Annotated in this window: 19 protein-coding genes; 7 read left to right on the plus strand and 12 right to left on the minus strand. The window is 58.0% G+C overall.

The window, feature by feature from the left end; translation table 11 throughout:
• Positions 1 to 996 precede the first annotated feature (996 nt).
• Positions 997 to 3111: a hypothetical protein gene (locus tag E5W70_RS11965; protein ID WP_292658041.1), complete on the plus strand. Its 2115-nt coding sequence runs from the start codon at positions 997 to 999 to the stop codon at positions 3109 to 3111.
• 542 nt (positions 3112 to 3653) lie between these two features.
• Here E5W70_RS11965 and E5W70_RS11970 read toward each other — a convergent pair.
• The 12 genes from E5W70_RS11970 to E5W70_RS12025 form a co-directional block, all read right to left on the minus strand.
• Positions 3654 to 4238, minus strand: coding sequence for an effector protein NopP (locus tag E5W70_RS11970; RefSeq protein WP_278050856.1), 585 nt, complete (start codon positions 4236 to 4238; stop codon positions 3654 to 3656).
• Positions 4239 to 4812: 574 nt separating this feature from the next.
• On the minus strand, positions 4813 to 5850 hold the full coding sequence (locus E5W70_RS11975; protein ID WP_292658043.1) for an EscU/YscU/HrcU family type III secretion system export apparatus switch protein: 1038 nt from the start codon (positions 5848 to 5850) through the stop codon (positions 4813 to 4815).
• The gene (gene sctT, locus E5W70_RS11980) at positions 5847 to 6665 is read right to left on the minus strand and encodes a type III secretion system export apparatus subunit SctT (RefSeq protein ID WP_127861424.1); all 819 of its coding nucleotides are present in this window, start codon (positions 6663 to 6665) and stop codon (positions 5847 to 5849) included. The genes E5W70_RS11975 and sctT overlap by 4 nt, the downstream gene beginning before the upstream one ends.
• Before the next feature lie 8 nt (positions 6666 to 6673).
• Entirely contained in the window at positions 6674 to 6922 is a 249-nt protein-coding gene (locus E5W70_RS11985) for an EscS/YscS/HrcS family type III secretion system export apparatus protein (RefSeq protein ID WP_081714428.1), read from the minus strand.
• A gap of 29 nt (positions 6923 to 6951) precedes the next feature.
• A complete protein-coding gene (sctR, locus tag E5W70_RS11990) occupies positions 6952 to 7617 on the minus strand; it encodes a type III secretion system export apparatus subunit SctR (RefSeq protein WP_029354851.1) in 666 nt (221 codons plus the stop codon).
• Complete coding sequence (gene sctQ / locus E5W70_RS11995) at positions 7610 to 8638, minus strand: type III secretion system cytoplasmic ring protein SctQ (RefSeq protein ID WP_292658048.1); 1029 nt, start codon at positions 8636 to 8638, stop codon at positions 7610 to 7612. The genes sctR and sctQ overlap by 8 nt, the downstream gene beginning before the upstream one ends.
• Before the next feature lie 89 nt (positions 8639 to 8727).
• Positions 8728 to 9240 carry a hypothetical protein gene (locus E5W70_RS12000; RefSeq protein ID WP_292223163.1) on the minus strand — a complete coding sequence of 171 codons (513 nt, stop codon included), beginning with the start codon at positions 9238 to 9240 and terminating at the stop codon, positions 8728 to 8730.
• Positions 9216 to 10574 (minus strand): type III secretion system ATPase SctN, encoded by a 1359-nt coding sequence (gene sctN / locus E5W70_RS12005; protein ID WP_024505372.1) that lies wholly within the window; start codon positions 10572 to 10574, stop codon positions 9216 to 9218. Before sctN ends, E5W70_RS12000 begins: the two co-directional genes overlap by 25 nt.
• A complete protein-coding gene (sctL, locus tag E5W70_RS12010; protein ID WP_024505371.1) occupies positions 10571 to 11194 on the minus strand; it encodes a type III secretion system stator protein SctL in 624 nt (207 codons plus the stop codon). The genes sctN and sctL overlap by 4 nt, the downstream gene beginning before the upstream one ends.
• Entirely contained in the window at positions 11191 to 11877 is a 687-nt protein-coding gene (locus E5W70_RS12015; RefSeq protein WP_292658052.1) for a nodulation protein NolU, read from the minus strand. The genes sctL and E5W70_RS12015 overlap by 4 nt, the downstream gene beginning before the upstream one ends.
• On the minus strand, positions 11822 to 12685 hold the full coding sequence (gene sctJ, locus E5W70_RS12020) for a type III secretion system inner membrane ring lipoprotein SctJ (RefSeq protein WP_024505369.1): 864 nt from the start codon (positions 12683 to 12685) through the stop codon (positions 11822 to 11824). The genes E5W70_RS12015 and sctJ overlap by 56 nt, the downstream gene beginning before the upstream one ends.
• Before the next feature lie 9 nt (positions 12686 to 12694).
• The gene (locus E5W70_RS12025) at positions 12695 to 13204 is read right to left on the minus strand and encodes a nodulation protein NolB (protein WP_024505368.1); all 510 of its coding nucleotides are present in this window, start codon (positions 13202 to 13204) and stop codon (positions 12695 to 12697) included.
• 187 nt (positions 13205 to 13391) lie between these two features.
• Here E5W70_RS12025 and E5W70_RS12030 point away from each other — a divergent pair, with 187 nt between their 5' ends.
• From E5W70_RS12030 to E5W70_RS12055, 6 genes are all read left to right on the plus strand, one after another.
• Positions 13392 to 14090, plus strand: a complete 699-nt coding sequence (locus E5W70_RS12030; protein WP_024505367.1) for a secretin N-terminal domain-containing protein — start codon at positions 13392 to 13394, stop codon at positions 14088 to 14090.
• A 301-nt stretch (positions 14091 to 14391) separates the two neighbouring features.
• Positions 14392 to 16326: an HrpF/NolX family T3SS translocon protein gene (locus tag E5W70_RS12035; protein ID WP_024505366.1), complete on the plus strand. Its 1935-nt coding sequence runs from the start codon at positions 14392 to 14394 to the stop codon at positions 16324 to 16326.
• Between the two features lie 1055 nt (positions 16327 to 17381).
• The gene (locus E5W70_RS12040; protein WP_082826567.1) at positions 17382 to 17726 is read left to right on the plus strand and encodes a helix-turn-helix domain-containing protein; all 345 of its coding nucleotides are present in this window, start codon (positions 17382 to 17384) and stop codon (positions 17724 to 17726) included.
• A gap of 37 nt (positions 17727 to 17763) precedes the next feature.
• Positions 17764 to 19101, plus strand: a complete 1338-nt coding sequence (gene glyA / locus E5W70_RS12045) for a serine hydroxymethyltransferase (RefSeq protein ID WP_063169266.1) — start codon at positions 17764 to 17766, stop codon at positions 19099 to 19101.
• Between the two features lie 57 nt (positions 19102 to 19158).
• Positions 19159 to 20334, plus strand: coding sequence for a methionine adenosyltransferase (gene metK, locus E5W70_RS12050; RefSeq protein WP_063169265.1), 1176 nt, complete (start codon positions 19159 to 19161; stop codon positions 20332 to 20334).
• A 100-nt stretch (positions 20335 to 20434) separates the two neighbouring features.
• Positions 20435 to 20816: PfkB family carbohydrate kinase (locus tag E5W70_RS12055; protein ID WP_292658055.1), on the plus strand; the 382-nt coding region annotated here is incomplete at its 3' end.

A 20816-nucleotide genomic window follows, 5' to 3' on the forward strand; every position in this document is an offset into this window, starting at 1 on the left:
CATTCTCTCGCCTGCACATCACGGCCCGGCGCGGTGAGCTCATTGGCTTCGAGAAGGTCGGCGACGGCACGAACATGGGATGGTCTGCCGGCTTTGGGAGGCCGGTGCGGATCCTCTTCTCACCATATCGAAAGCTTGAAGCGGTCGGATTTTCTTGCCCTGTTCGTGAGAACTCCCATCGTCAGCTAATCGTCAGCCAAGCGGTCTATCTAGGCCGGCCGTGCCTGACCTTCGGATCCAAAGGTCCCGTCTCGACACTTTTTGTAACTATAGATCGAAATGGTTTCCCGCGCGATACGCAACGCACACGCTTCTCTGAAGCAAATGTGTGACTTTGTCGGTGGCGAACGAGAGGAGTGACGCCTCAATAAAATCGTCAGGCACGTGTCTAGGAAGGGGAGCTAGCCGAGTTGGTCTGATTTCATTCGCTGTTCCTGGAAATCGGCGGACTGAAGCGCTGATAATCTCAGGACATCGATGGCAACGTTGCGAAAGTCCTGTGAGCTCGGGCCAATCTTGGCCAGCTACTGAGAAGCACTTTGGCGGGAACATTACGCCGTCGCGGGTCTGGCTGACCGTGACGTTAACCGAAAGATGCCGCTGGTCTCGTCAGCCGCCAGCACAATAGCAGCACATTCTCGCCTACTACGGAGACGCAATATGAAGGGCATTGGCCGACCACGGAAATCGCAGGCTGAAACTGGAGCCAGCCGCGCGGGGCGGGCGAGCAGTTCCCTTTCGCAATCAAGTCTTGCTGCGGGAGAAGGTGGACAGTCATTCGATTCCGTTGTGGAGCAGATGCGCTCTGGGGACGCCGATAGGAGGCCCTCCTCCCTTCCAGTTGCGCGCGGTCCAGGCGATGCCCGCGAAAGTCTGCCAGGCGCCTCGATTGGCGAAGATCAAATCCTGAACGCACCGCCACGTGGAGCCGCTGCGCCACCACGCGGAACCGTAGCGCCACGTGGCGCAGCCGCAAGGCGGCGCGGTTCTCCCTCCATGTCTGAGGGCGAAGCCATGGCGCCGGTCGGTAGCCAACTATCAACCGCGCAGGTGGAAGGCACCAGCTCATCGTCAAATGAAGATATCAGTCCGACACAGCTCAGAATGAACAGTCTTGTTCAACAACTGACTGATTGCGAGGCTGCGGCCAGGAAAACCGACGTCCCCGAGGAGGCGGTGGAGCTGATCAGTCGGGTCGTCGATGCAGCCTCAGCAATTCTGGAGTACCGCGCTAGCCTGCCTGCGGCTGAGGCGCAGACAATTATGCCAGACGACAAGGTGCGTAGATGTTGCCAGATCGTGTGCGACGCCGCGAATGAAGTAGACAAACTTGGCCTGTCGACGATCACGAAATTGGACAAAAAGACCAAGAAAGCGGCAGGTATGGTCGATAATCTCTACTCCTACTCCCAGGCGGACCGGCAGGAGCTGTTGATTTTAAATGTGGAGAACCACCATACGGCGGCAATTAAGTGGTGGGAAAAAAAGGCATGGCGCTCCGAACGGCAGCGATCCGCCTGCGCTGCCACCGCTAGCCTATCCAGTGGAACGCCCGTGATGCGGGAAGCCGAGCGGTGCGCACTGCGGCTGCGTGCCGGCTCGGTACTGAGTGTCAGGATCTGGCTGGTCCGTGAGCGGATCGGTCTTGCGCGGGCCAAGATTGAACTGCGGGCGAGCAGGTTCGAGCCAGATTTGAAGGAACTCCTCGTCGGTCGGAATGGAGTGGTGCAGCTGATGGCAAGCGCCGTTCAAGAAGCTCTTCGCGCCCTCTCTTTGGCGAAGGGCATAATGGATGATGGCAAAGCACTCAACGCTCATGATTGCGCGGTTGTAGAAAAAATCATGGAGCGGCTTTCGGATTTTGGATTGGCGTTGCACGAGGTGCATACCAAGCTAAGCCATACCTACCCAGATGCCGGCCTCCCATTGAAACTGTTCGAACGGATCGTGGACGATGCATGGATCACTGCGCACGATGCCATGCACTTGTTGAACCTGCAGTCTCCGCCGTCAGCCATCATGGCGCCACAGGCCCAGGCGGGCGCTGCGATGCCGGCCAGGGCAGGCGCTGCGATACCGGCTGACACTGCTGGTACGGCTGCAGTGTCAGAAGGCACTACAGCGCGAAGGAAAGGGAAGTCAAAGCATAAGTCGGCAGCTCGCGCCGGGACTTCTGCCGCCGGGCAGCCATCAACACCAGTCGCTGCGAACGCCGGCACAGTGCCAGCAGCCAAGGTTCTCGCGCGCTCGGATCAAGTTGCGAGTACACAGGTGAGAGCGCAAGAGGTGGCTGCGAGTTCGTCGGGGGCAGGCTCGACAATCGGGGGCGCCGCGTTGTCAATGGAGGTATTGACGGAGCGGCTCAAACGATTGGACGAACTTTTGCAGTTCGATCTGGCCGGTCAGCAAAGCGTCGTCTCCCAAGTGCGCCAGATGAAGCCTGAGGAGGCCGGTAAGGTCGTGGACGATGTGGCCCAGTACCTGCGAGCCCAGGCCATTGAGATGCAAACCTGTCTCGCCGGGTTGCAGGGGCGTAATGTACGCCTGCTACTCACCTCCACCCAGCTACCCAAAGTGCACGAACGCACAGACCAGCTCAAAGGGTTGCTGAACATGGTGCTGGGACAGGCCAACGCATTGAATGAAGGAAAAGCCGGCATTACGACTGATTGCATGAAGACCTACGCATTTCCGGCGCAAAAATACCTGGAACATTTGTGCAATGCCGACGAATTGATGCCGCCGGAGGCACCGGTCGCGCTGCGTGGCGAGCCAGGAAAGCTGTTTGAGATGGAGCTGCAGCCCAAGATGCTGGTCAATGGTGCGATGCCGAGCCCGATGTGGGTGCACATCCACACGAGTCGCCCCGTCATGGCCAGAAACTTGGAAGGGCTGGCTGATTCCGAATTCACCGCTTGCCACGTTAAATCCAACGAACAGCGCGGCTACAATCGAGAGCGAGAGGAAGCCGATGCTAGGTCCGGTCGCGAGAAGGTCATAATTCATCGCGGCAAACTCACCCCCGCTTTCTGTAAGTCCTTGTTGACCTCGGGGCTTGGCCGCCAACCACGCCATTCGCGTGCCGAGCTCCCGTCGGCGCAGGCTGCATGACAGGGCACGTACTTTGGGGTCTAGGGCAGAATGCGGCCGGCCACGCTGTGAGTCAGCGAGCATTTCTCCTGGCCAAACCGCGAATGCCGCTGCGCGAGTTGCGGTCCGGCGATTGGAGTCGATCGGCTACCGTCAGGGCCGATTTGCGATGTCGCGTTACCTGCTGTTGACGTGGCGGCGTATCTTGCCTCCCATCCAACTTATCGCCGAGATCGCGCCGCCAAGATCGAGGCGGAAGGTCTTCCTGCGAGCGCGGAGCAGGCATAGCCGATCCGATCGGGATCGGCGCATCGCAACGACCCAACGGTGTGGTGGAGAAAATTGGATTCGGGAGAGCTCGTATCCAAGAGGCGGAGTTCCGGCCCGAATACAATCCGCTCGCAAGCACCCACGATGCGCATCCGCAGTTTATTGTCTGGGAGATGGGCTGGATTGCTCGGCGGCGCTGGCGCTAAGGCGGGGCTGTCGCCGGACAATTAGCATTCACTGCCAACAGCCTTGCAACCGTCACCAGTTGCAAGGCTCGGCGGCGGGTCGACAAATCACATGAAATCGTCGTCGGACCCGCTATCGCTGCTGTCGCTGTCCTCGGTTTTGTGGAGATAGAGTGGAGGTTTGCCTGCACGCTGCCACTCACCGGCACTGTTCTTCGTCCATTTGTCGGGATGCTGCGTAGGGTCAAGCACCAGGTCGCCATGATCCACTTCAACAAACCCCATCGTCTGCGCGCGCGCTTGTGCTTCCGGATTAGCCGCACGCCAATTCAGCAACGGTCGGTCGCCGTCTATCCGAAGTTGATGCTCCAGCAGAATATCGCCCGCATTTTCGACGAGCGGATGGGCGACTTGAAGATCCACTATGGAAGTGACCTCAGTTCGACCAGGAAATTGTTCCCGCCAACTTTCCGATTCGAACTCGTTCATGCTGAATCCGCCTTCCATTCTCAGCAGTCCGGCACTCCGGTCTCCCAATTGGTAACTGAAATATCGCGCGTGCTCCGTATCTCGACGGATGCCATATTGCTGAGCAACGTCCGCGGTGCGCCTGGCTCGTGACGATACGAACTCCGAATACTCTTGAGGATTGTCGGCGATGTGCGTGATTTCATCACCATGAAATTGCCTCACCTGTCTCCTGAAGGAAGTCCTGTTGATCTCCACCACAGGAGGTCGGGAATTGAGGGAGTATGCTTGGGGAGCCGCCGATGATGAGGCGCCGCTACCTTCCGATCCGGATAAGTGCATTCGGGCAAATGTGTCCGCGAACCCTTCGCTTCCTGCATCCGATTGCTCGCCGGCATTATGCGCGCGGTAACTATCGGATGAGCCACCAATTCGACCATACATGACGATTCGTACTCCTATGTTTCGCAACCGAGCTCAAGTTAGCACGGCTGTTCAACATAGGGCGCTTAGTTGACGACTAGCTGACGAGGGCATTCCAACGGCTGCACCAATCAAATCCGCACTGCCGGCCTCAAAACCTCGGACTGCGCCACGCACCGGCCAGCAGAGGCTGCAAGGTCATGCCCGGAGGACTTGCCGTAGTTGCTGGGTGGCAGATCCGAGGGGAGTGATTGCCCCAGGCCCGCGGTTGCGCGGTTGGCCTGACAGAGACACTGGGGCACGGATGGCCAGCCGACATTTGCCACTAGCATGGAGCCAGGTCAGTTTTGAACTGGCAGTCGTGGACTTCCAATGACTAGGCCAAGCCTGCGGCAAAGAATGCTTTCGCGACAGGCTGGAAATATTGCATAGGAACCGCGTGGCCGAGTTTTGTAGTGCCTATCAGCTGACGCGCTAAGACATGGTCATGGACGATCGTCAGGCGTAGTGCCCGCGCCTCGCTCAACACATGTGAAACGCGCTCACCTTCGGCACGGCAAACTAAGAACGGCACCCCGGTTTCACCGCGAACGTAACGCAGACCGATCAGGACCGCCCTTCCTGTTAAGACCAGCGTGGCGCGATGCACGCCAAGCGCAGGCTCGTCGGCCGCCTCCTCGCGGATGCGACGCTGTTCACCTTTCAACTCTGGCGCTCCTTGCTGATCCTTCGACTCGCGCGTCACTTCGGTATTGGTCATGCGCATTTCGCGCAGATACAACGCGCGCTGGAGCAGAAGATCGATCAGTCCGCCGACCAGCAGTGCGCCGGCGCCAATTCCCATCAGCAATTTTGTCTCCATAAAGATGAGGCCAACACAGCCCATGCCGCAGATCGGCAGAGGGACCATTGTCTTCCACATCCCGAGAAGGACAATGGAAAAGGTTGCGCTGAGAACCAATACCTTGAACATGGTCTTGCAGACTTCGACCATGGAACGAGCAGACCCCAAGCGCTTCAGCCCTTCAAAGGGGTCAATTTTCTTAAAGCTGAGCTTCATCGGCTCCAGAGAGAAGACAAATCCACCATTGGCTAGCAGGCTGGCCAAAATCACCGCGGCGACGAGGGTTCCAAGCAGCGGGCCAACAGCCGCGACGGTGAGTTGGACGAGCACAACCAATGCCTGAGGCACCGCGGTATCGAAAGGTAGGCTCTGCAACTTGGTGGCTAATAGGAGCGCTTCCTGGCATTTGTCCTCGATCACGCTGCCTCTTAGCCAAAGGTAGCCGAGCCCAGCGCAAGTCCCGACCGCGCGTACGAAATCGGAGCTACGTGGCAGCTGTCCTTTTTTGCGCGCTTCACTTAACTTCTTCGGGCTGGCGGCGTGTGTCTTCTCTTCACTTGTGTCGCTCATGGCAGCAATTTGTCGAACCACTCCAGCACGCCGTTGGCACGTGTGACCTCCAGTTTCATGCTCTCCACCAGATAGGCGGCGTAGGTGACCATGAGAACTGGAAAGACAATGTTCTTGATTGCCGGAGACAGTTGGCTCGCCTTAAATTGCGGGGCAAAGCGACGCAGCAGCATCATCGATATATCAATCAGTATCAGGAAGAACACGACAGGCCCCGATACCAATAATGCCGTGCGCATTATGCTGTCGAGAAGCCCCAACAACTCCATTGCTCCTGGCCCGCTCAGTGTCGGGTGAAACTGATACACCGGCCAGATCAAGTAGCTGCGGTACAGGACACTGATCAAAGTTTCCAGGCCTCCTGATCCGACGAATATGGCAATCGCAGTGATCCCCAGAAAAACGCCCATCGCGGAAGCCTGACTGTTCGTCGCGGGATCGGCCGAAGCGGTCGGGCTGCTGATGCCGCGTTGGTTGTCGATAAGCTCCCCGGCAGCCTGAAGGCCCCAAAGCGGAATGCCAAGAAAAGTGCCAAGGAGTACACCGACAAAAACTTCCTTGAATCCGAGCAGGGTTAGCTGGATCAGGCGTGTATCAGAATCCAGCGCCGGCAATCCGCCGCTGACGTGTGCCAGGCATGGTAGTGCGAAGCCAACAGCCAAACAGCCCCGGATCAGCCCACTGATCTGCGAGCGTGTGAATACGGGAAAGATCAGCATGATGCCCATCGCGCGGGCTGCCCCAAGACCTGCCGCAACGACGAGTTCGAGAGCCGTCTGGATCAGAATTTGAATATCGGCCGATGGCGCGTCCATGGGGCGGACTAGTAGCTAAGTGTCATTGCGGGAAACTCGGTGAAGATCTGATCGGCTAGCTCTATGAGCGGGGCGCTTAGCACAGGAGCAAACAGCCCAATCACCGCGACAACGACCAGAAGCTTCACGGTGAGCGGCAAGCTTTCATCCTGGATCTGCGTCGCCGCCTGGAGGATGCCGATGACGAGGCCGACAACCACTGATGCAATGAGCGGCGGTAGAATCCAGATCATGAAAACCACCAGTGATTGGCTCATAAGAGTAATGATGCTGGATTCAGTGATGATCAGCCTCCCGGTAACGTATAACTCAGCACAAGCCCATGCATCAATTTTGACCAACCATCAATGGCAACAAACAAAAAGATCTTGAACGGGACAGATATAACAGTTGGTGAGACCATCGACATACCCATTGCCATCAAGATAGTTGTCACTATCAGATCTATAACAATAAAAGGCAGATAAAGTAGAAATCCTATCTCAAATCCGCGCTTCAATTCTGATAGCAAGAAAGATGGTACAAGTATTGCAAAGTCATCAGGCGTTGCTGCAGCGTGCATTTCCTCTGGCCAGACCTTTTCTGTCGAAGATAGGAAAAATCGCCGCTGCTCTTCATTTGTGAATTTCTTGAGATGCTCGCGCAAGGGCTCACTTCCGGCTTTAGCGGCGCTTACCCAGTCGTCGAATGTCTGATAGTGGAGCTTGGGATCCGACATGCGGTCATAGGTCTGCTCAGCAACGGGCGCACTAACGAACATAGTGAGGATCATCGCCGCGGCGTACAGCACCACATTGGGTGGTATGGTCTGGGTCCCGAGCGCATTGCGGACGAGGAAAAGAACAATTGATACCTTTACAAAGGCCGTTGTCGTGGCAACTGCTAAAACCAGCAGACCGAGTCCGGCGGTAACCGCAAGAAGCGCCAGGATTGTCGGCTGAGCTTCACTCATTGCATGCAAACCCGCCACGCAGCCTGATGCCCAGCTCTTCTCCGATGCGGACAATGTCGCCACGCCCGATACGCTGACCATTGGCCACTATGTCGACCGGGCCGTCGATCGGCCATCCAAGTTCAAAAATATGCCCTTCGCCGGCACTTCTTAATTCCCCAAGAGAAATAGGCCAGCGGCCGCATTCAAAGACAAGCACGATCTCGACATCGTCGAGATCCTTAGTAAGCTCCAGTTGCGATCCGGGTTGTGTCATATGCGCACTCTCCAAAGGACACGGTCGCGGGCGGAAAGGCCCCCGCAAGATTAATTCATCGCCGTCAAGATCCGCCTCGGCGCACAACTGGTCGACAGCTAGGGTGATCTGGCCGCGGCCGAACGGCGCAATATCGGGCAACAATGCATCACCGACACATGCGCTTCGAAGAAGCGCCGCAGGAAGGCGAAGCGTGCCGACCTCTCCTGCAACAATGAGCGGGAGCTCTGGAGGCAGCCCGCCCAGCTGCCGCGGCAACTGGGCAAGCAGTTCGCCTAGCGCGCGAAACGCAGGCGGTACTAAGCCGTCAAGTGGCGTGAACAGGAATAGACGGCCCTTGCCCTTGACCGCGCCGAAAATGATGTCGAGTTCAAGATGAGGAGCCAGCATCGTGGCTTCGCATACCCGCACGAGTTGCACGTTCAGACGCGTCGTCTCCTCCAGTCGAGTGACAAGCGGCTCCAGAGCGAGTTCGAGAATTAGCGAAGCAGTTGGCTCGGAAGGGAAGGCCAAGCCGTTCTGCACTGTCGTGATGAACTCCTCTACGAGCGGGCGCGACAGTGACAAGATGACCGTTTCGGCTCCCACTCTCCAGACGCAGTCAAGCATCGGAATGGCAGCAGGTTCCTGCTGCCAGACAAGCCCTGCCGTTCGCACCGATAGCGGCACCTCGTTGATCCGGCTTTGAAACGGCGTGCGCGGCGCTGCTGTATCATTGAGCCACGAGACAACCGTGTGGGACAGTTTCAGAACTGGTTCGAACATGGCGGGTGTGACCACAGCGCCTATCAAAGACTGCACGGTCGTGTCATTCGGACGACCTCTTGCGACCGTCGGATCCGGTTGCGCGGCATTTAGGCAAGCGACCCCCTCGCATATTTCAGCAGTATCTCATCGTCGGCCTCGATCTCGGCTGCGGCCTCCGAATGAGTCTCGACGGCGCGCCGCACGTCGTCCTCGATTTGTTGCCATTTGTCCCTTGCCGCCGAACATATGACCCATAGCTCCCTCGTCCTGGACGCCGCCATCTCAGCCTCCTCTTGAGCGATTTGGGTATCATCAAGCATCTGCCGTCTGGATTTGATCTCAGCGGCAAGTTGTTCAGTGTGAAGGCGGTGACGGTCGAGCGCTGCGCTAGACAAGTTGTCGAGTGACATCAGATGCTGATAGAGCGCTGCTTCTTTTCTTGAACAATGTTGCTGTATCATTGCAAGCTCCCTAGAGGCATTTTGTACGGCTGAGGCGGCCACATCGCGCTGGGCTTCCTTCTTGGACAGCTCGCCAAGGGCACGACGCTCTTGCATTTCCTTCAGAAGCCGTAACCTCGAAGACTGAATCCAGTTTACGCGGTCAGACGCGACATCCATGCGACCGTCTCCTCGAAATCTGACGCGTCATCTTCGCTCTGGCGCAGAAACTCCCTCAGTTCGTCGATTGACGCGACAGCCCGGTCAGTCAGGGGATCTCCACCTGGCTTGTATTCGCCAACATTGATCAAGAACTCGGTCTCGGCATAGCGCGACAGGAGCTCGCGGAAAATGGATGCTGCCTTGCGATGTGTCCCCGAAACGACTGCATCCATGACGCGGCTGCGACTCTGCAGCACATCAATAGCGGGGAAATGCGATCGCGCCGCAATAGCGCGTGAGAGGATGACATGGCCATCGAGAATACCACGCGATTCCTCGGCGATTGGATCACCCGTGCCATCACCCTCTACAAGCACCGTATAGAAGGCCGTGATTGAGCCCCGCTCACCCATGCCGGCGCGCTCGAGCAGGCCTGGCAGCATGCCAAAAACGGAAGGAGGAAAGCCCCGTCGCGTCGGCGGCTCACCCGCAGCAAGGCCTATTTCGCGCATAGCGCGGCAGAAGCGCGTCAGCGAATCCAGCATGAGAGCAACGCGTAGGCCTTGATCGCGGAAATATTCCGCGAGCGCAGTCGCCATTGGAGCGCATTGCGCACGCTCTACCGCCGAGCGGTCGGATGTTTCAACCACGACGACTGTACGGAGAAGGCCCTCTTCACCAAGATTCCTTTCGATGAATTCACGAACTTCCCGTCCACGTTCGCCTATGAGCGCCACTATGACGACGTCAGCGGCGGCACCCTTTACGATCTGTGACAACAGCGTCGACTTGCCACCACCTGGCTCGCCATAAATCCCGATCCGCTGGCCCTCGCCGCACGTTAGCAGACCATCGAGGACACGGACCCCAAGCGGGAATGGCCGCTCAATCATGCGCCTCGTCATCGGATTGGGGGCTCTGCCATGCAGGGGCCGAGTTTCGACGGTCTTGATTTCGCCTTTGCCGTCCAATGGGCGGCAACGACTGTCGATCACGCGACCGAGCAAATCGCCGCCGACGGGCACCTCACGCATTCGGCCAGTGGCCACGACCTCTGCGCGGCTGGATAGGCCCACCAAGTCCCCGATCGGTGTCAGCAATACACCATCACCCGACAGGCCGATCACCTCGGCCTCGAGCGACAGCCCGGTTCGCGGGTCCTCTAGGAGGCAAAGTTCCCCAATACGAGTGTCTGGCAAGACGGCATGAACCAGTGTGCCGATAGCCCGCGTGATCCGACCGCGCACCGCACGCGTGTCAATTCGCTTGGCCGCAGCCCTCAAAGACGAGATTGCTGGAACGAGAGCTCGAGTGTCGGCGTCAGCGTTATGTTCTGGGACGGGCTTTCTCATAGCTCGCCTTTCTCACAGAGCGTCCCGAAACCAAGGCGCAGCGCGCGCATCTGGGCGTCAAGTCCAAGGTCAACATTGCCGTACTCGCTCCACAGCACGCAGCGTTGCGGCGACAATGTCGGGTCGGGCTCGATCCGCACCCTTGGTCGACCATCCTGGCCGTCGCATCGAGCAAACTCTCGTGCAAGCATGTCGACTTGCATGGGAGAAACATGAAGGCAAACGTCGGCGCCGCTGTATTGACACTCTATGGCGTGACGAACAGCCCTCACCAATAGCTCGCCCGGATCGAAAGCGCCGATAAGATCGCTCAATATTTCCATCACGAGCTGCGGCAATTCCTGCTCCAGAGCCGCCTTTCGTCGCGCGATTTCGGAGATTGTCTCCGCAATCAACCCTGCCATCTCCTCGGTGCCTGCATTCGAGCCCTCCATGTGGCCGCGCGCCCACGCCCGCTGGTAAACCGCGCGTGCCCAGTTTCGAACGCGCTGCCGATGCCGTTCTGCCGCGGCAAGGGCTTGCGCGGCGCTGTGCCAGGTTTCGAGCTCGCTCGCGGGTATCAGTGGTCCGACTGGACGCATCTGCGGCGCTATTGGCCCCTCGGAAAGTTCGACTGTCATTTCACCGGGGTCTCTGTCTCAAAATGAGCTACTACAAGTGAAAGCAATTGGCCGGCGGCGGTCCAATGCTCAGGTGCTGGAGTCTCCGCGGCAGTCCCCTCGGGCAATCGAAGAAGCACGCGGTTACGCTCGGTCGCTGAACTGTCCTGGAGCCAAGCCCCAAGACATGCGTGTCCATCGTATTCGATTTGCTGAGCGAGTTTTTCTGGGTCCGAGATCAGTCTTTTGTCAACAGCATGCAGCAGGTGTCGGATTCCGAATGCGTGTGCATCCACGCCGATGCGTTTAACAAGGATGGCAAGCTCAGGCTGAGAGACAAACGCGACCAGCGAACGGGCATGCCAGATACTACCAGCAAGAAGGGCAGCTCGATATGGATCATGCCCGCGTAGAAGGTCCGGCCTGCAGCCGATGTGGTTCAGATCCACGTCATCGTTGCCCAGCAATTCTGCCAGCCTTGGATGCAGTCTGGAACACTTCTGCAACTTCACTAACGTTTCGGCCGATAACGCTGGATCAAGACGCGCCGCAAGACGGGTTGGATGGGCCGAAGCCGCAAGCTCGCTCGCGCCCGTAAAGTGCGGACCATCAGGTCGGGCGGTCTGTATAGGCATTGGCAATGAGATGTCACCCACGTCCAATTGCAGGCATTCTTTTGCGAATGGCCTCGACAGCAGAAGCATCCCGGCGCCCCTCGACCTTGGAAACGCCGGTTGATTGCTTGCGCCGACGCGTAACAACGCCGATCAAGAGATAACAGGCCACGGCGAATACGGCTGCGGCAAAACCTGTTACGGTCGCCAGAAGTGGCGCAGGAAGAGGTAGTGATGCTTGTGGCAAAACAGCAGTCGGATCGGGCCGTTGCTCGTGTGCGGACCGTTCTACCGGCACCAAAACCACTTCCACCTTATCGTAGGACAGGCCTTCGATGCTGTCGGCTACAAGCATCTTTATCTTTGGCAGCAGAGCCGCGACATTTGTTTTTGCGTCGTGCCTGATAAACACCGAGGCCGAGGATGGCGTGGCACCGGCTCGCACAAGGTCGTTATGCGGCAGCACGACGTGAACACGTACAGAAAAAACGCCATCGATATCGCTGATCGTCCGCGACAACTCTTCGCTCAGGGCATACACGTAACGGGCACGCTCTTCGGTCGGCGAGGCAATCAGGCCTGATCCTTGGAATATCTCACCGAGGTTCTTGAAGGATTGGCGCGGCAGCCCCTTGGCGTTCAGAAGGTTGATTGAGAAGGCGAGCAGCTTTTCGTCAACCTGGATCGTGCTGGTTCCATCCTTGGCGACCACCCGGATCGCGGCGACCCCGTTGTCTTCAAGAAGTGCGAGCATTTCATTTGCCTCACGCTCTTGCAATTGCGTGTAGAGGTCGGCTTTGCAAGCAGTGAGGGCGACGAGAACTGGCAGCATGACAAGTCTAACCGACCGCCACCCTGACAGGCCACGCATGATTTCGCCCTCGGCCAAGCCAATCATGCGCGCGGTTCAGCCTTCCTTCAAAAGTTTATTCACGGATGATGTGACGCCGCTGACGCCTTTGGAGATAAGCGCCACCTGGGTGACGCCGTTGTAAACATCCCGAAGACCAGCCATCATCGTTTCGAAGTCTTGCCCTTGTTGGGGAATGCCCGAGATTCCGGTTCCCGCCTCACCTGGAACGGGAAGCTTCTGCGCCGGTCCCGGTAGAGCGCCCTTCGAAAGGGCTATGTCATGGTCGAGCGCGGGGAAGGAAACAGTGTTGTGTGGATATAGGGAGGAAATCGTCTGCAACACGCGATCGCCCATGCCGCTCGTCGGCGCAGCCGCGCGCTGAACATCCATCGCCGCAGCAACTGGCGCCGCACTCGCTGGCCCCGCGGCGGCATCGTTTTTCAGCGAGTCGGCTGCATGCCCTAAGGCGCGCTCAAACTGGGCCTGCTCGACAATCGACGGTGATCCGACCCTGGGGAGGCCAGCCGTTAGAGTGGCAGAGATCGACGTGACAGGCATCATCATGTAAGGACTCGGTTGCTCTCTCTGACCGGGCGAGCCCCGCCCATTCATCACCCGGTGTCGGCGCAACACTCCTAGGGGGGCAAGCTGACAACAAGCTGACTAACGGCGGCGTCATTTCGACAATCTAAAATCTCTTCGGCAATTTAGTCACTTGTGATGATTTCAGCGTTTGGTTTATCAGTGCGACATGCCGAGAACGCTTATCCAACCCGTCACCCTGCATGTTTTGAGACTTCTTTGTGCCGGGTTTTTTCTGTCCACCGGGATTCACCCGGCGCATGCAGTCCCGCTGTCCCTTCCGGCCACACCCTATAGATACACGGTTCTGGATCAGGAGCTCGCTGCAGCGTTGCAGGAATTCGGCAACAACCTGAATATCAGGGTCAACATCAGTCCTGCGGTGAAGGGGCGAATTCGCGGACGTATGCCTGATTTGCCACCGCGCGCGTTCCTCGACCGCTTGACGAACCTTTACGGTCTACAATGGTACTATGACGGCCTTGTGCTCTATGTGTCTGCTGCACAAGAATCGCAAACTCGAATGCTTTTGATGACGTCGATTCGCTTCGATGCGTTCAAGGGGGCTCTCGACAAGCTTGATATCTCCGACGAGCGCTATGTGGTCAAACCCGTGCCAGGCAATGGCCTCGTCTTCGTTTCCGGTCCACCGCGCTTCGTCGCACTCGTGGAGCAGACCTTTAACGGCTTGGTGGCGCAGGCGCAGGCGCAGACTCACATAGCGGCAACGCCAAAGGAATCAGTGCTGATCTTGTTTCGCGGCTCCTCCACTACGGTCGTTCGCGACGGACGACCGGATGCTTCTTATTCTTCTGACATCCCACAACAGGATAGCGTTGGCGGGAAGCCTGAGCTGGGCAAGAAATGAACATTGAGGATTTCCCGCAGCTCTGAAGAACATGACTGCGGCTACCCCTTTGTGAACTCTTCGCAAACTCGTCAGTTTCTCGAAAGCTAATCCGCTCATGATGAGTCCCGGCAGCTCTCGCGGTGACTCCGGCCATTGTGTTGGACCGAACCTTGGAGCCGGCCCGGAACACAGCAATTGAAGGCAGGGCAGGCGCATTCGTGACCTGCCGACGCTTGGAATTGTCGAATTTTGTGAAACGCAAGGGATCTTCTGTCGGGGTCTCTTGTGGGGATTTCAACGTCACGTCTGAGGATGCATAATGTCGGCCAGTAATCTTTCAACTTTCTACCGCTCAAATTCGCTACAGTCCGCAAGGGGTTGGCCGGGCCTGAAAGTTTCCCATTTTGCGACCCAGCATCAGCAAAGTGCATCGTGCTTCGAAGCGATGCTGTCCACTTGTGTGCTGGCAGACAAGCCCGGCTCTTTCGCGCAAGGGGATCTGCCAGCGTCGAATCTTGATTCGACAATGGATAAATTGCGGCAGGACCCTTTGGGCCATCTGGCACCGGATGTCTTGACATTGAATGGCTTGGAGCAACACCCACTGGATCTGCTGCCGCCAAATATGAGGGCGGCTCTCAAGGAGGACCAATCGCAACGCTCCAAGGCGACTGAAGCCCAACATCTGCTCGGCGTCACTCCGAAGATCGAGCCGGCTCCCAGGCCGAGCCCCGGAATCACGTGGAACGGTGGGTCGCTGACCACGGCTGAGTTGCAGATTGTTGCGGTACTCAACCGTCACAAGGACCAATGCCCGCTTACTTGGAAGTCGTTGACCGACAAAGCCAATGATCCCTCTACGCCACCGGATCTGAAAGCGGCGATCCAGGGACTGCAGCAGGATTCGGGACTTTTTTATGCGATTGGCTCGCAGGGCGACGGCCGCTGTGGAGGCAAGATCAACGCCAAGGACTTGGCCGGATTTTCAAACCACCACCCACAAGTTGCTGCATTTCAGGAAGCCCAAGCGCGAAGCTACGAGCAGAACTACATACCATCCGACGGCAGCGGAGGTTTGCAGCCTTCGGTCATGACCTTGAGCGATGCCTTGCGGGAGTTTTACCGGTACTCCGAAAATCTGTCCAAGGACCTGAGTCTGGATGAGTTCAAGAAAATGGTCGGCGGCGAATCGAAAAACGGCAAATTTCCGCCCCAGGTCATTGCGGCGGCGCAATATTTCCTCGATCACCCCGATGCTTGGAACCAGTTGTGCGGTGGCTCGAAAGGGAAGATGCACAAAGAGGATTTCCTGCAAGTCGCCTCATCGTCGATGAGCCTCACGCAAACTGAGCTGAATACGGTCGAGATGATCAAGGACCATCAGGACACGTTCTTTGGAAGCGGTGTTCTGACTCGCGACAAACTGGCGAAAATGAAAGACGACAAGAGCCTTGATCCGAAAGTGCGGGAAGCAGCCTCTCAGCTCCTTTCAGATCCTCTTTTGTTTGGCCTCCTGAACAATTCGATCACGGGCTATAAGACCCATCATAAATTCTTCGACTTTGGCGGCGGGCATACGGTTGATTCCGGCAATATCAGCAAAAAAGACTTTGCCCATTTTTGCACAAACATGTCGTCTGCGAACCGCAACGTTCAGCAGCCAATCACCCACGGCGCCCAAACCGCAGAAGAGCAGAATGCCGTCGCGGACATGAAGATGGGCCTGATGGACCAGCCTGACATTAAGTCAGCCAAAAAGAACGGCGGGGCCGTCATGCACGTCGTCGACTCCGTGCTCAAAATCGAGACGAAAGTGCTCGACTTGGCGGCAACGGCGGTGGGACTGCTCAGCTTCATTCCGGGCCTCGGACAAGTAGCCGATCTTGCCTCGATGGTTCTCGAGGCTGAGTCGCAAGCAGCCAATCTCCTGCGTACGGCCATTAACGGAGGCGATATGAAGCGAGCGCTGGAGGAAGCTGGCCTCAATATGGCCGCGCAGGCGATCGGCCTTATCGCAGGCCCCGAGGTCAAGCTGGCCATTCGAAATGGGCTCGTAAAGCACCTGATGGAAGAGGCCTTGGCGGCAGGCATTGATCTTTCGGTCTCGACGGCGCAGGACTACGCAGAAGGCTATGTGAATAACCTCAAAGCGCGCCTTGCAGGCGGCCCTGAGCAAAGCCTAGGCCTTCCGAGCATGCCATCATTCCAGAGTGTGGCAAGCAATGTGCCCTTCGTCGGCATTGCCTTATCCTAGCCGTCGCCTTGCGCGGAAGCTTTGGCTCGCGCGCTGACATAAGGGTCATTGTGGCACAAGCAGGGGTTCATCCGCATCAACGCAAGCGGTGTTCCTGACGCCATCTGGATCGGACTGTGAGGGGGATGTCCGAAGTCTGTGAAGACTTCGGTATATGACGACTTCAGAGTTACGCTGAGCCCAGCCATCTCGAGCCGGTGCGCCGGGTCGAGGTTTTCACGGGCGCCGGCCGTAGCGGGAATGGTCTCCGGAAGGCACGGCGCGGATGGTGGCGGAGCGGCGCAGCCGAAGGAACGGCTGTCGCGCGCCCAGGGCGGCCTCCCGAACAGCAGACGATGATCTCCTGCCTTGGGCCTATATCCTCGTGCCACGCTCAAGGCAGTCGGCTGAAAACAGCGCTGATTTAAAACAGCATTATCCTGCACTGCACCCTCGATCCTTGCGCTCACCGATCGCTCGTCGACACGCACGCGGTCAAGTCGTTATCGGCGCTATGCCGATGGGCTTCGAGAGCAAGGTGGACGCTGAGCGGTGCGTCAGCCTCAGGGCGCGGCTGGCCAGCTTTGGGTCTCACGCTCTATGACGGCAACACCCGGCTGATCCACTTGGCCTGTTCGCGGGCTCCCGGCAGCGGCGCGGAAGCCACGGTCCGCCTTCCTCGGCTTCAGGCCAAAGATACCGCAGCATGCTCCAGAGCTATGTCTGCCGCCTTCGCCCCATCGTCGCTGGTCATGTGGAAAGGACAAGCAGGCTACGCACCCTATAATCCCGTCGGGCAGGATTCGACAGTCGACGGCGAGACATTCGCCAAACCTCCCCCTTGATTCTCAGCAACGTTAAAAAAAATTCACATAATGTTCGTGAGTGTAGTCTCCTGTCAGGTGGTACATTAGCCCCAATATCTGGCGTCTTAGTCGTAGAAAGGACTGTGATCTATCTTCCATTAGCATCCATACCAGCGGATTTACAGCAAATGACGAGAGAGGTCTCATGCGGATTGATGGGGATAGAAGGGCTAGCGGCTTGCTGCATCCCGTCCGGGTTGATGCCAACCAATGTTGACACTGGTAAATCGCCTAAGGACGGCAGCGCATCTTGATCGCCTTCGAATCCTGGGCCTTTGCGCGCATGCGGATCTAACCGTCGGCGAGCTGGCCGATATTACCGGTCTGCCTCGCGAGCAGGTTCGACGCCACGTTCGGCGGCTGGTCAGAGCCAACTTTCTTTGCTGCAACGAACAACGTCCGCAGTCTTCGTACCATATGCAAGCAGGAGGCAAGGATGGCGAGCTGGCTCAATTGGTGGTCGATCTCCTGCCCCACGATGATGGCCATCATAAAAGAGACCTACAACGCCTGGAAGCAATACAAGACGCGCGGTTGAAGGGACCGCCTGCTTGATCGTGAAATAGATCAGTCCAAATGGAGCGCGACTACCATGGATAACTCCGCCGGCGGCGCCATCGCGCAGCCCGACACTTACGGGCGGCCTCACTTAGCCGCCGTCGACTCCCGCGTTCACGAACTGCTTCTAAGACAGGAGCGTCAGGAGCGGACAACTCTCAAACTGATCGCCTCCGAGAACTTTGCCTCCTCGGCGGTGTTGGAAGCGACCGGGTCGATTTTCACCAACAAGTATGCCGAGGGATACCCCGGTGCGCGCTACTACGCCGGAAACGAGATCGTCGATGAGCTTGAGACCCTCGCGATCGAGCGCCTGAAAGCGCTATTTGGCAGTGAACACGCCAACGTCCAGCCTTATTCAGGCTCGCCAGCCAACCAGGCTGTCTATCGCGCGCTTTTGAGCCCCCGTGACAAAGTCATGGGCTTGCCTTTACCCGAAGGCGGCCATCTGACTCACGGTTGGTCCGTCAATTTTTCCGGCAGCGATTATCAGCGCGTCCCGTACAGGCTGCACGAAAAGACACAGCAAATTGACTATGACCACTTGCGCGAGACCGCCAAGCGGGAACGCCCGAAGCTAATTTGGGTCGGCGGAACTGCTTATCCGCGTATTTTTGACTACGCGGCAATGGCCGAAATTGCTTCGGAGGTGAACTCGTATCTGGTGGCTGACATCGCCCACATCTGCGGCCTGGTTGTCGCAGGAGTGCATCCGAACCCCGTGTCCCATTGCGATGTGGTCACCAGCACCTCTCACAAGTCGATCCGCGGTCCCCGGGGTGGCTTCATTTTATCAAGGAATGAAGACCGTTATCAGCCCCTCCATCATCCGAAGAGCAAACACAATCTGGCCAAACGTATAGACCGCGCCGTGTTCCCTCTTCTGCAAGGCGGACCGCATATGAATACTATCGCCGCGCTTGCCGTCGCTTTGCAGGAAGCAGCGAACTCGTCCTTTCGTGTCTACGGTCAGCAGATCGTCCACAACGCCAAGGCTCTGGCCCAGGCACTTCTGGAGCGAGGTTATGAACTCGTCACCGGGGGCACTGACAATCACATGCTGATCCTTGATCTTCGGGACCGGTCGCTGTCAGGCAAAGCCTATGCGGAGCGCTTATCGCGTGCAGGCATCATTGCGAATTTCAATATGGTCCCGGGCGACCGGCGGCATCCGGCGCTGACAAGCGGCATCCGCTTAGGGACACCAGCGGTGACGTCCATGGGCATGCGCGAAACGGAGATGGTGCAGATCGCCGCTTTCATCGACTCGGTCTGCCGCCAGCCCGATGACCAGGAAGTTCATGCGAGCGTACGAAGAGACGTTGCCGACTTCTGCACTGCGTTCGATGTTCCCGGCATCCCCGACCGATAAGCCACCCCAATCCAGAAACTCCTCACTAACTCCAGCACTTGAAGCGAGGGCATTTTTATGACCAGGCAGTTCGTGTTCTCTTCCGAATCCGTCGGCGCGGGACACCCCGATAAGATGGCAGACAACATCTCCGATGCCATTCTCGATGCGGTCCTGCGCACCGATCCGAAGGCGCGCGTCGCCTGTGAAGTGTTGGTGAAGACGGGGATGGTCGTTGTGGCTGGCGAGATCACCAGCCATGCCCACATCGATTACAGCCAAGTCGCCCGCGATACGATACTCGATATTGGCTACGACGATGATGCGATTGGCTTTGATGGTCGACGTTGCGCCGTCGTTCTGGCCCTCACCGAGCAGTCGCCCGACATAAGCCAGGGCGTTGATGAAGGACGAGGGCAGGATCTCGGGCAAGGGGCAGGGGATCAGGGCATCATGTTTGGATTCGCATGCAACGAGACGGATACATTGATGCCCCTGCCGATCCAACTCGCTCACCATTTGACGAAAAGACAGGCCGAGGTCCGGAAAGCGGGACAGCTTGGCTGGCTGCGTCCGGACGTGAAATCTCAAGTGTCGGTACGCTACGAAGGGCTCCGCCCGGTGGCGCTGGATACCATAGTCCTGTCAACGCAGCATGACGAAGCGGTCTCACAAGCCACGGTCCGCGAAGGCGTCATTGAGGAGATCATAAAACCGGTCCTGCCGGCCCACCTGGATACTTCGGGGATCAGATTTCTGGTCAACCCAACAGGGCGGTTCGTGGTCGGTGGGCCTGCCGGCGACTGCGGCCTCACAGGACGGAAGATCATCGTCGATTCCTACGGTGGGACCGGGCGTCACGGCGGCGGTGCCTTTTCGGGCAAGGACCCATCCAAGGTTGACCGCTCGGCGGCCTATGCCGCCCGGTATGTCGCGAAGAACATCGTTGCAAGCGGCCTTGCGGAGGTCTGCGAGGTTCAGCTTGCCTACGCGATCGGCGTGGCCAGTCCGGTTTCTGTCATGGTCAATACCTTCGGAACCGCAAGGATCGAGGAAAAAAGGATCGAGCGCCTTGTTCTCGAGGTTTTCAATCTCCGACCGAAAGGCATCATCAAGATGCTTGATCTCTTACGGCCGATATACCGCAAGACGGCGACATACGGACACTTCGGGCGTGAAGAGCCTGAGTTCACTTGGGAGAAGACGGACAAAGCTGACGATTTGCTGCGTGAAGCCGGACCGGCAGCTGCGTGAGGGCGGCTGGATCAAGCGCATGCGGCAACCCATTTCAACTCGCGAGACCACGCCCGGCCGGCGTGGCAAGAAGCCGGCTCGGGTTTTGGCGGAGATTTTGATGCCGGATTATGACGTGCTTTGCATCGGCAATGCCATTGTCGACATCATCGCCCAGTGCGACGAGGAATTCCTCGAGACCAACGGCATCATCAAGGGCGCGATGAACCTCATCGACACACAACGCGCCGAACTGCTCTACAGCCGCATGGGTCCGGCGATCGAAGCCTCCGGCGGCAGTGCCGGCAACACGGCGGCCGGCGTCGCCAGCTTTGGCGGCCGCGCCGCCTTCTTCGGCAAGGTCTCCAACGATGCGCTGGGCGAAATCTACGCCCACGACATCCATGCGCAGGGCGTCGCCTTCGGCACCACGCCGCTCAAGGGTGAGCCGCCGACGGCGCGCTCGATGATCTTCGTCACGCCCGACGGCGAGCGCTCGATGA

The sequence above is a fragment of the Mesorhizobium sp. genome (assembly GCF_005063415.1).
GTDB lineage: Bacteria > Pseudomonadota > Alphaproteobacteria > Rhizobiales > Rhizobiaceae > Mesorhizobium.